This window comes from Nonomuraea sp. NPDC050643 (assembly GCF_040654715.1).
In the GTDB taxonomy this organism is placed as follows: domain Bacteria; phylum Actinomycetota; class Actinomycetes; order Streptosporangiales; family Streptosporangiaceae; genus Nonomuraea.
In genome coordinates, this window is sequence record NZ_JBFAIM010000009.1 from 227,864 (window position 1) to 238,524 (window position 10,661).

8 protein-coding genes and 1 pseudogene are annotated in these 10,661 nt (G+C 72.7%); 6 read left to right on the forward strand and 3 right to left on the reverse strand.

The window, feature by feature from the left end; translation table 11 throughout:
* The first annotated feature begins 57 nt into the window (after positions 1–57).
* Positions 58–417 (forward strand): hypothetical protein, encoded by a 360-nt coding sequence (locus AB0I15_RS14655; protein WP_358094788.1) that lies wholly within the window; start codon positions 58–60, stop codon positions 415–417.
* A 126-nt stretch (positions 418–543) separates the two neighbouring features.
* Positions 544–778, forward strand: a pseudogene (locus AB0I15_RS14660) (ABC transporter permease); the annotation flags it as partial.
* A 335-nt stretch (positions 779–1,113) separates the two neighbouring features.
* Here the strand turns inward: AB0I15_RS14660 and AB0I15_RS14665 are convergent.
* Positions 1,114–2,094, reverse strand: coding sequence for a WYL domain-containing protein (locus AB0I15_RS14665; protein ID WP_358094790.1), 981 nt, complete (start codon positions 2,092–2,094; stop codon positions 1,114–1,116).
* 177 nt (positions 2,095–2,271) lie between these two features.
* Between AB0I15_RS14665 and AB0I15_RS14670 the strand changes: the two genes are divergently transcribed.
* The 4 genes from AB0I15_RS14670 (at position 2,272) to AB0I15_RS14685 (ending at position 5,172) form a co-directional block, all read left to right on the forward strand.
* Complete coding sequence (locus AB0I15_RS14670) at positions 2,272–2,694, forward strand: VOC family protein (protein ID WP_358094792.1); 423 nt, start codon at positions 2,272–2,274, stop codon at positions 2,692–2,694.
* A 77-nt stretch (positions 2,695–2,771) separates the two neighbouring features.
* Positions 2,772–3,800 (forward strand): aldo/keto reductase, encoded by a 1,029-nt coding sequence (locus AB0I15_RS14675; RefSeq protein ID WP_358094793.1) that lies wholly within the window; start codon positions 2,772–2,774, stop codon positions 3,798–3,800.
* Positions 3,801–3,802: 2 nt separating this feature from the next.
* Entirely contained in the window at positions 3,803–4,900 is a 1,098-nt protein-coding gene (locus AB0I15_RS14680; RefSeq protein WP_358094868.1) for a winged helix DNA-binding domain-containing protein, read from the forward strand.
* An 86-nt stretch (positions 4,901–4,986) separates the two neighbouring features.
* Positions 4,987–5,172 (forward strand): hypothetical protein, encoded by a 186-nt coding sequence (locus tag AB0I15_RS14685; RefSeq protein WP_358094795.1) that lies wholly within the window; start codon positions 4,987–4,989, stop codon positions 5,170–5,172.
* A 37-nt stretch (positions 5,173–5,209) separates the two neighbouring features.
* Here AB0I15_RS14685 and AB0I15_RS14690 read toward each other — a convergent pair whose 3' ends face one another.
* Positions 5,210–6,268, reverse strand: a complete 1,059-nt coding sequence (locus AB0I15_RS14690) for a hypothetical protein (RefSeq protein WP_358094797.1) — start codon at positions 6,266–6,268, stop codon at positions 5,210–5,212.
* A 206-nt stretch (positions 6,269–6,474) separates the two neighbouring features.
* On the reverse strand, positions 6,475–10,653 hold the full coding sequence (locus AB0I15_RS14695) for a LamG-like jellyroll fold domain-containing protein (RefSeq protein ID WP_358094799.1): 4,179 nt from the start codon (positions 10,651–10,653) through the stop codon (positions 6,475–6,477).
* Between the last annotated feature and the right edge of the window lie 8 nt (positions 10,654–10,661).

Sequence of the window (10,661 nt, forward strand, 5' to 3'; positions counted from 1 at the left end):
CGGACCCATAAGCAACCTGTGTCGACTACCCCGAATTAGTCAACTACGGTTGCTCGCATGTCCAGTGCCACTCAAGAAGTCGTCCTCGACGTCGACGGTCTGCGCATGCGCTACGGCACGACCGACGTCCTGCACGACGTGAACTTCCGGGCCTACGGCACGGCGGCGCAACTCGCCCGGCAGATCGCCGGCGAGGACGAGGTGCGCTGGACGCACGACGGGCAGAGCTTCCGGCAGGCGACCACCGAGTCCACCCGGTTCGTCGTCGACCTGGTCGGGCGCCATGGCGAGACGATCGAGAACCTCGAGGTCCGCCGGGCCTCGCTGGAGGACACGTACCTCTCCCTCGTACGCCGGGCCGAAGCGGGCCCCGGCGAAGCGGCGGACGTGCACGAGTTGGAAGAGGTGGCCCGATGAACGCGTCCGCGACGGCCTGGCGCGCAGGCTGGTCCCGTGGGCTGATCGAGCTGCGGCAGTCGCTCACCAACGCCGGAGACCTGGTCAACCACTTCTTCCGGCCCGTGCTGATGCTGATCGCTGACCCTGCTCTGGGTGCTGCTGCTGGGGCTGATGGCGAGCCTGCCGATCGGCGCGGTGCTGGGCTCGGTGTTCGTGAGCGTACGCGGCCAGGTGCCGCCAGGAAACCGTCGGGGTGCTCGGAGCCTGGGCCGTGCTCGGTCTGGTCCTCGCCCCGATCGTGCTGCGCCGGATGGCGCGCCGGGAGTCGGGATCCAGCGTGGCCAGGCGCCGCGAGAAGGCCCTGCAGCGGGTCGGGTGAGGTGCGCGAACCGGTGGTGACCTGGTGAGTTTCGCCCAGCCGAGGACCGGATGGGCGAACCGCACGACCGCGGGTGCGAGGAAAGCGGGAAGGCTAGAGTGACTTTTCATAAGAAAGTGAGAAGGAAGCCCTCCCATGGCCTCGCGATCTTCAGCCTATCAGGCGGGATCGGTTCGGGCAGGGTTCCGCTGCGTGAAGTTACCGCGCTTGCGGCTGGCCTGGCTGCGGCTGAGCACGTTCTGGTGGCGGGTCTGGCTCGGCGAGCGCATGAAGTTGCTCGCCGACCTGACCGGGACGCGGACGTGATCGGGCTGGGCAGCGGGTAGCCGGCCGGGTCAAGCGGTCGCGGCGGCGGTGTAGCGGCGGGCCAGGAGGGCGAAGGCGTCCTTGAGCTCGGCCGGGCCCACGACCTCGATGTCGGCGTCGAACCTGCCGATCGAGGCGGCCAGGCCCGGCCACGACCACGAGCCCAGGACGAGCCGGCAGCGGTCGGGGCCGAGCTCCTCGACGATGCCGTCCCGGGTGTGGCGGGAGACGGCGGCGGCGGGCAGGCCGAGGATCACCTCACCGCGGCAGGGCCACTCGCCCGTCCCGTCGGAGCCCAGGAACCTGCTCGTCACGAAGGCGGTCACCTCGCCTCCGGGCAGCTCGCGCGGGGTGAAGCGGGGGCCCGTAGGGGTGCGCGGGGCCATCCGGTCGGCGCGGAAGGTACGCCAGTCGTCGCGGTCGAGGTCCCAGGCGACGAGGTACCAGCGCCCGCCCCAGGTGACGAGGTGATGGGGCTCCACCCGGCGCGGCGGGGATTGCGCGTCGTCGTCCGCTCCGGACACGGAGGTGTAGTCGAAGCGCAGCACCTCGCGGGCGTGCACGGCGGCGCTGAGCGCCATCAGCACGCCGCCGCCGACCTGCGGGTCCGCCCGGTTCGCGGGCCGCTCGACGGCGGTGACCTGGAGGAGGTCGATCCGGCGGCGCAGCCGGGCGGGCATGACCTGCCGGACGGTGGTCAGCGCGCGGGCCGCGGCCTCCTCGATGCCGGCGCCGCTGGTGGCGGCGACCTGGAGGGCGATGGCCAGGGCGACGGCCTGCTCGTCGTCGAACAACAACGGGGGCAGCTCCGTGCCGGCCTCGAGCCGGTAGCCGCCGTCGGGCCCCTTGAAGGCCACGATGGGATAGCCGAGCTCGCGCAGGCGGTCGACGTCGCGGCGCACGGTGCGCGGGCTGATGTCCAGCCGCTCGGCCAGCAGCGCCCCCGGCCAGTCGCGGCGCGCCTGGAGGAGCGAGAGCAGCGACAGCAGTCGCGCTGAGGTCTTCGGCATGATTCCCATGGTGCCCTGAGAAGCGGCCACACCCTGACCTCTACCCCTGCGACCGTGGTCTCGGGCCGGGCACCGGGAACGCGGCCCGATCACCGTGACCGCGCTCGCCGCGGCCGACCGTTCTGTGCGGGTGCCTCATGGCGTCCGGAAACCATCATCGAAGGTCAGGAAATCCATATGTCCGTTCAGTCCGTGACACATCTGAACTTCCGGGGCGACGCTCGCGCGGCGCTCGAGTTCTACCGGTCCGTGTTCGGCGGTGACCTCGCCGCCGTGACGTACCAGGACGCCGGGAACGTGCAGGACCCGGCCGAGGCCGACCAGGTGATGTGGGGCCAGGTCACCGCCGGCAACGGCTTCCACGTGATGGCCTACGACGTGCCCGCGCGGCTGCCGTGGGACCGGGGCGAGAACTCGTTCTTCGTCTCCGTCCGGGGCGAGAGCACGGAGGAGGTCACCGCGTACTGGGAGAGGCTCTCCGCCGGGGCGACCATCGCGCAGCCGCTGGCGCCCGCGCAGTGGGCCCCGCTCTACGGGATGCTCACCGACCGCTTCGGCGTCGTCTGGGTCGTGGACGTCGTGAGTCCGTACAACGGCTGAGCACCAAGCGTGATGGGGGGGAGGCGCGCGGCGTCCTCCCCCGCCACTCCCACCATCCAGGGAAAGGAACGACCACGATGAGGATGCGGCCCCTGGGGCGGACCGGAATACAGGTCAGCCCCTACTGCCTGGGCACCATGATGTTCGGCCGGGTGGGCAATCCCGATCACGACGACTGCGTCCGCATCGTCCACCGGGCCCTCGACGCCGGGATCAACGTCATCGACACCGCCGACGTCTACGCCTACAGCGAGTCCGAAGAGATCGTCGGCAAGGCGCTGAAGGGCCGCCGCGACGACGTCGTCCTCGCCACCAAGGTGAACGGCCCGATGGGTGACGATCCCAACCGGGCCGGCAACTCCCGGCGCTGGATCGTCACCGAGGTCGAGCACTCGCTGCGCCGCCTGCGGACCGACCACATCGACCTGTATCAGATCCACCACCCCGATCCCCGGACCGACATCGAGGAGACCCTCTCCGCGCTGACCGACCTGCTGCGCAGCGGCAAGGTACGCGCCATCGGCACCTCCAACTTCCCGGCCTCGGACCTCGTCGAGGCCCAGCGGGTGGCCGAGCGGCGCGCCCTGGCCCGCTTCCGCACCGAGCAGCCCCCGTACTCGCTCGTCAACCGCGGCGTCGAGCGTGAGGTGCTGCCCGTCTGCGAGCGCTACGGCATGGGCGCGCTCGTGTGGAGCCCGCTCGGGATGGGCCTGCTCACCGGCCGCTACCGTAAGGGTCGCGGCGTCCCGGACCGCCGGATGGCCTGGGTGCCGAGGCACATGACCGACGAGCGTACGCTCGACGCCGTCGAACGGTTCGCCCTACTGGCGGAGGAGATCGGAATTCCCTTGACCCACCTGGCGATGGCGTTCGCGGTCGCCCACCCGGGCGTGTCGTCGGCGATCATCGGGCCGCGCACCATGGGGCAGCTCGACGACCTGCTGGCCGGCGCCGGCACCGTCCTCGGCGACGACGTCCTCGACCGGATCGACGAGATCGCGCCTCCCGGCAGCGACATCGGCCCGCTCGACGTCTCCTATGACCCGCCGGCCATCACCCGGGCGGCGCTGCGCCGCCGGCCGGCCGACGAGCGCGCGGCGGCGTGACGATGACCGTTCTCGGCACCCGGGCGCTCAACCGCGCGACGCTGGCCCGGCAGTTGCTGCTCGAACACGCCGGCCTGCCGGTCCTCGACGCCGTCGCGCACCTGTGCGGCCTGCAGGCGCAGGAGCCGCAGGAGCCGTTCGTCGGGCTCTGGTCGCGGCTGCGCGGCTTCGACCCGGCGGTGCTCTCGGACCTGCTGGTCGGGCGGGGCGTGGTGCGCACCCACCTCATGCGCCGCACCGTCCACCTCCTCACCGCCGGCGACGTCCTGGCCTGGCGGGCCCGCCACGACGTCATGCTGCGCCAGCGGGTGCTCGGGACCTATCGCCGCGAGCTGGCCGGGGTGGATCTCGACGAGCTCGCGGCGGCCGGGCGGGCGGTGATGGCCGACGGCCGGCCGCGCTCGATGACCGAGCTGGCGCGGGCGCTGGCCGGGCGCTGGCCGGAGCCGGGACCGCGGGCGCTGGGCGAGATGCTGGTCGCCGCCCTCGTCCCGATGGTCCAGATGCCGCCGCGCGGGCTGTGGCGGGCGAAGGCGGGGGTACGCAACGTCCCGCTCTCCTCCTGGCTGGGGCGCGAGATCGACCCGCCGGCTCCGGACGGCTCCGACCCGGTCGGCGCGAACCTGGTACGGCGCTATCTGGCCGCGTTCGGCCCCGCCGCCACGGCCGACCTGCGCGCCTGGTGCGGCCTGGCCGGGCTGCCGGCCGCCGTGGCCGCGATACGCGAGGAGCTGATCTGCTTCCGCGACGAGCGCGGCCGTGAGCTGCTGGACCTGCCGGGCGCGCCGCGCCCCGACCCTGACACGCCCGCCCCGGTGCGGTTCCTGCCGGCGTTCGACAACGCGATCCTCGGCTACCACGACCGCGGCCGGATCATCGACGACGCCCACCGCGGCCTGTCGGTCGCCGGCGCCCGCGTCGTCCTGGTCGATGGGCGGGTCGCCGCGACCTGGACCGTCGACGCCGGCACCGTGGTCGTCGCCCCGCTGTATCACCTCTCCCGGGCCGACCTCGACGGCCTGGCCGAGCAGGGGCGGGCGCTGGCGTCGTTCCTGTCCGACGGCGACGGCGGCGACGTGCGGATCGCGGAGGACGGGTGACGGCCGGGTGAGGCGTCCCCTGGGCACCGGATCGGTGGCGCGTTCCGGGCAGGGCCCGCACGGCCGGGGCGGCGTACGATGAGGGCATGAGCCGTCAAGCGGTCGCGTTGCTGGCGACCGCCGCCGCGCTCGTGCTGGCGGCGGCGGTCATCGTGGTCATCCGTGCCGGAGATCCGGAGCGCGCGGGCCGGGGGTCGTGGAACGACCGCTCCCCCGAGGACGTGGCGTCCTACTGGACCCCCGAGCGCATGCGCGAGGCCAGTCCCGGCTGAGCGAGGAGCCCGCACGGCCCCTCGCTCAGGACTGGGATCAGCGCACCGAGACGTCGTTGAACACGTTGATGGCGCCGTCACCGTGGTTCGCCGACTTCGCGACGATGTTGGTGGGGGCCCCGTTGGCGAAGTCGCGGTGGCTGTACGCGCCGATGATGTAACCCCAGCCACGGCTCACCTGCAGGTCCTGCAGCCACGGGCCGCCACTGGCGCCGTGGTGCATGTCGCAGTTGATGTGGATGCGGTCGTCGGTCAGGCCGGCGCGCGTGGTGTTGCCCAGGCAGTACCACAGGTCGTTACCGCTGAAATCGGTGCGCTGGTAACCGTCCTGCGGGAAACCGAAGGTGTTGACGCCGCTCCACGCCTGGCCCTGGTTGAACTTGTAGCCCTGCGAGCCCGTCCAGTCCTGCAGGTTGCCGTGGGCAGGCTGCGAGTTGAACGCGATGGCGGCGACGTCGTAGCGCAGGTTTCCGCTGTCCTGCCAGCCGACGGTGGTGTTGGCGTACCTCCACGTCCACCGGCCCCACGGCTCCCTGTTGTTGTCGGCGTCGGGGACGAAGATGATGTTGCGGAAGTAGTTGGCGCTGCCGCCACCGCCGGAGTGGATGCAGTGACCCGCCGTCCACACCGTGCTCCGGTTGCTGGCGTTGATGACACTGCCGCTGCAGTAGCCGCCGGTGCCGTTGGGGCGCGTGAAGTAGATCTTGCCGATGGTGATGGCGGGCATGCTGCCCTGCCGCCCCCAGCGTTCCGCGCGCGAGCCGGCCAGCAGGCTGCTCTTCGCGCCGTCCTGCGGGCTGAGCCGCTTGGTGGGCAGTGAGCCCTCGGCGGCCTTGCCCGGCAGGACGTTCTCGATCTGCTCCTGGATCTGCTTCGGGTCCGCTACCGGTGCCGGCTCCGGCGTGGCCGCGTGCATGCGGTCCTCGGTCCAGAAGTCCAGCAGGCTCTGCGTACGAGCCTTGTTCACCACCCCCGTCGCCGGGGCGGACGGATTCTCCGCCGCGGCTGACGCCTGTGTGGAGACGGTCGCGCTCATCCCCGAGACGGCCAGCAACGTGGCTAAGACGATTGCGGCGTGCCTTGAGCGTGGCTGCATGATCTTCCTTTCTTGCAGGCCAATTTGGCGAACTTTTACATATTGGGTACGGACCCCCTTTTTGGGAAGAGCAACGTCCTTGATTTTCTCCGGGCATTTGAGCCCGTACACGCTGCGCGATAGGAAAAGGCGATCGGCGAGATATGCCGGGGAATTCCAATCGCCATTCGGTAATCTGCGATTCCGGAATATGACGGAAAGCCGCGCTATCCCGGCACGCGCTCCCGGTAGAGGCGGAGCACCTCGGCCGGAGCGGCGGCGCCCATCCACGTGCGCACGTCGTCGATCGCGCCGCGGAACGGCTCCGTGTACGCGCCGCCCCACCGGGCGCGGCCCACCTGCGCCGCGCCGCCGGACGGCCACTGCGCGACGGTGTCCGCGATCCCGGCCAGGACGCCGTCCACGTAGAGCCGGGCCTGGCGGGTCGCGGTGTCGTAGGTGGCGACGAGGTGGGTCCACCTGCCGACCGTGGGCGGCTCGGCCGATGACACCAGGGTCTGCGGGCCCACGGCTCCGGACGCGGGCAGCGACAGGACCCAGCGGTTCGTCAGGTGCCGGAACTGCAGCGCGAGCCCGTGCACGTCCCCGCCGTCCTGGGAGAACACCGTCTGCGTGCTGCCGGTGCCGGTCAGCCGGGCCCAGGCCGACACCGTGTACGGGCCCGGGATCTCGACCTCGCTCTGACCGGAGGTGGCGTACGCGCCGGCCGTCCCGTCGAGGGCGAGGGCCTTGCCGCTGACGCCGTCGGTCCATCCGGCGCCCGCGGACAGGGTCATGTTCTGGTCGGGCCACCCGGACGACTTCGCCACGGTGCCGGTGCCCTCGTCGAACGCCCACGCGTTGCGTCCGACGAGCGGCGTGCCGGTGTGCAGCCCCTTGATCTGGTGCTCGGTGAGCGCTCCGGCGTAGGCCCGTACGTCGTCGACCAGGCCGGGGAAGTGGTCGACCCGGCTGCCGAGCCACTTCGCCGCGCCGATGACGAACGGCCCCGGCGTCGCCGGCTGCCACATCGTGACCCCGTCGCGCTGCCCGGCGAGGGCGCCGTTGACGTAGAGGCGCGTCTGCCTCGCCTGCGCGTCGTAGACGCCCGCCAGATGGGTCCATCGGCCGAGGAGGGGCGGCGTGGGCGCGGCGGCGCGGACGACCGCCGGGTTCGAGCCTTCGCCGCTGGTCGTGGAGAAGGTCCACCGGTCGACGTCGTCGGAGTACTGCAGCACGAACGGCGCGTTGTCCCGACCGTCCTGGGACGCGACGGTGAACCAGCCGTCCGACCGCTCCAGCGCGACCCACGCGGCCACGGTGAAGCTCTGGTCGGTCCGCAGGACGGGGCCGGACGTCGCGGCGAACCCGGTGCCGTCGAACCGTCCGGAGTTGCCGCCCGCGCGCCCGCCGGACCAGGTCATCCCGCCGCTCCGGGTCGCGGTGCGGCCTCCGCCGGAGGAATCGGCGATCGTGCTGCCCGAGCCCTCGTCGAACCTCCACCAGCCGTTCGCCGCCGGCAGCGGGCCGGGGGCGACGGCGCCGCCGCCGACGAAGTAGCCCCACAGGTCCAGGCCGACGTGGACCTGCCCGGTGTTGTTGCGGACGTCGAGCGTCCGCCCGGCGCCGAGCGGGGTGAGCACCATGTTGCTCTGCTGGTGGACCCGCGTCCCGTTCGACACCGCCAGGTGCTGACCGGACCAGCCGAACTCGCTCGCCCACACGCCCACGCGTGACCGTCCGGCGCGGGGGGCGGTGCCGGGGCGGACGGACACGACCGCGCCGGTGGCGGCGTACGGCACGGTGCCGAGGCCGCCGACGGTCACGGTGGCCCGCTGCCCGCCGTCGAGCCGCCGGGGCGGCGCGGACATGCCGGTCTCGGTGTCGAGGACGCGGGCCGGGTGCTGCAACGGCACGTACCTGGCCCCGTCGCCCCGCCCGAACCAGCCGATGAGGTCCACGGCCAGGTGCACGGTGCCGGCCTCGTTGAGGATCCGCACGGAGCCGTCCTCGGCGATCGGCACGATGATCGTGTGGGTGAGCTCGTCGCCCGGGTACGGGCTGAGCGTCCAGGCGCCCCACCGCTCACTGGTGAACACCTGTAGGTGCGTGGCGACGCTCGCCTCGGACGCGGTCAGGTTGAGCTGCACCGCGGTCGCGTCGGCGGGGACGCCCGCGACGCCGCGGATCTGCAGCCGGCGCTGCTCTTCGGGTCCGTACTTGGCGTTCGCGGTGCCGTACGTGCGGGTGTCCTGGATCTGCGCGGGCTGTTCGAGCCCGAAGAAGGTGGAGGCGCTCGACGTCGGGCTGAAGTAGCCGACCAGGTCGGCGATCAGGTGCACCGAGCCCTTGGCGTTGCGGATCCGGACGTGCTCGTCCGCCGGATCGACGGTCGCGATCACCATCGTCTCGCCGACGCGCCCGGCCGTCACCTCCATCGCGGCGACCCCGGTGGGCCGTCCCTTGTACGGGTAGACCTCCAGGCGGGTGGTCTGGGCCTCCTCCAGGTCCTCCTCGAACCCGGTGAGCTGCAGTGCGACCGCCGTGACGTCGTCGGGCAGCCCGTCGATCCGCAGCGAGAACTCCTCCCCCGCCACCAGCGGCCCGGGATGGCCGCCGGCCGCGCCGAACGTGTCGAGCACCCGCCGCAGCGGCAGCGGCGTGTAGGCGCTGCCCCTCGGCGGAGAGGGGACGCGGACGGGCCCGAGCTCCATGAGCCCGTGCCCCCAGTCGTCGTCGAGGTCGGCCGGGTTGGTGCGCGAGGTGAGCTCGGCCTGCGCCTGCGAGGCGTCGAGGGCCGGGTTCGCCCCGAACAGCAGGGCCGCCGCCCCGCTGACGTGCGCCGCCGCGACGGAGGTGCCGGTCAGCTTGCGCGTGCCGGTGCCGCCGGTGAGCGTGCTCACGCCCGTGTAGCTCGCCAGTTCGGGCTTGCGCCGCCCGTCGATCGTCGGGCCGCGGCCGCTGTAGCGTTCAAGCGAGGTGGCCTCTGGGCGCATCGCCCCGACCGTCAGGGCGGCCGGGGAGGTGGCGGGCTCGGCGATGGTGCCGGCGCCGGAGGTGTAGGAGAAGCCGCTGGCGTTGCCGTACGCGGTGAGGCCGTAGCGGGCCGCGCTGGGCATCTGCACCTCCTTGACCTGCACGTACGCGAAGTAGGTGACGGCCTCCTCCCCCGCCGCCGCGAGCTTCACGGTCTCGACCGGGCTGAGGCCGGCCGGCGTGCCGGCCTGCGGGCGGATGGACTTGGCGACGATGCGCGGGTCGTTGGGGCCGTCCGGCTTGATCGCCGTGGGCATCACGTACAGGTCCACATCGGTCGTGGTCGTCGGCCAGGCGTCCCATTTCAGCTCCAGGGTCACCTCCGAGCCTCCGTGCACGGTGAAGCTCAGCGCCTCGCTGGCGCCGCTGATGGTGATCCAGCCGTTCTGGTCGTCGTCGGTGAACGTGCCGCCCCAGTGCTTCTCCGCCTCGTTGCCGGCGGCCGCGACGACGAGGACGTTCGACGCGCGCAGCCAGCGGACGACGCCGGCCGGGGACCAGTCGGCGCCGCCCGGGGTGACGGCGCCGTCGCCGCGCGCGACGCCGGGGAAGGCCAGCGAGATGTTGACGACGCGCACGCCCTGCTCCTTGAGCCAGCGCGCGGCGTCGTCGAAGTCGAGGGTGTCCTTGACGCAGGCCAGGTACAGCTCGGCCCGGGGCGCCATGTCGTGCACGACCTCGGCCATGGTGGTGCCGTGCGAGCTGGCGTGCTCGGGGCCGCAGGAGCCGTCGTAGGTCGTGATGCCGGTGGCGGGCAGCTCGCCGCCCGCCTGCGCCGCCTCGAGCCGGCCGAAGCCGACGTCCAGGATGCCGACCTTGACGCCGGCGCCCTGCTTGCCGTCCTCGTGCCAGGCGGGCGCGCCCGCGGCGATCGCGCCCTCGGACAGCAGGGCCATCGGCACCGCGGTGTCGGGGCGGCGCACCTCCTTGACGCCCGCCTGCCCGGCGAGGGCGAGCAGGCGGTCGCGCGGGACGGACGCGCGGACGAGGTCGGACGTGCCGTCCGTGATCACGCCGCCGGCGGCGGCGACGGCCCGCGCCAGCGCGGCGCGCGTGTCGCCGTGCACGTAGACGACGCTGTGCCCGCGGGTGTCCCGGTCCACCGCGACCAGCCTGTCACGCGCCCTGCCCGCCACGGTCTCGACGCCCGCCTCGACGCGCACCGCGGGATCGAGCCGGCGGATCGCCTCCGCCCGGCCGGCGGGCGGCGTCACGACGGCCGTAACCGCAGGCGGGGGCGTGACGGCCGTGACGGCTGTGGGCGGGGGCGTGGCGGCCGTGCCTGGGGGCGCGGCCTGGGCCGGCGGTGACAGCAGGCTTAAGGTCGTCACACCCGCCGCGACCGCGGCGAGAAGTCTGGACAGCTTCACGGAACCCT

Bases quoted from the DNA above. Each gene is read 5' to 3' on its own strand.
- AB0I15_RS14680 (WP_358094868.1), top strand. From the start codon at position 3,803: ATGACCGTTCTCGGCACCCGGGCGCTCAACCGCGCGACGCTGGCCCGG.
- AB0I15_RS14690 (WP_358094797.1), bottom strand. From the start codon at position 6,268: ATGCAGCCACGCTCAAGGCACGCCGCAATCGTCTTAGCCACGTTGCTG.
- AB0I15_RS14665 (WP_358094790.1), bottom strand. From the start codon at position 2,094: ATGCCGAAGACCTCAGCGCGACTGCTGTCGCTGCTCTCGCTCCTCCAG.
- AB0I15_RS14685 (WP_358094795.1), top strand. From the start codon at position 4,987: ATGAGCCGTCAAGCGGTCGCGTTGCTGGCGACCGCCGCCGCGCTCGTG.
- AB0I15_RS14655 (WP_358094788.1), top strand. From the start codon at position 58: ATGTCCAGTGCCACTCAAGAAGTCGTCCTCGACGTCGACGGTCTGCGC.
- AB0I15_RS14670 (WP_358094792.1), top strand. From the start codon at position 2,272: ATGTCCGTTCAGTCCGTGACACATCTGAACTTCCGGGGCGACGCTCGC.
- AB0I15_RS14675 (WP_358094793.1), top strand. From the start codon at position 2,772: ATGAGGATGCGGCCCCTGGGGCGGACCGGAATACAGGTCAGCCCCTAC.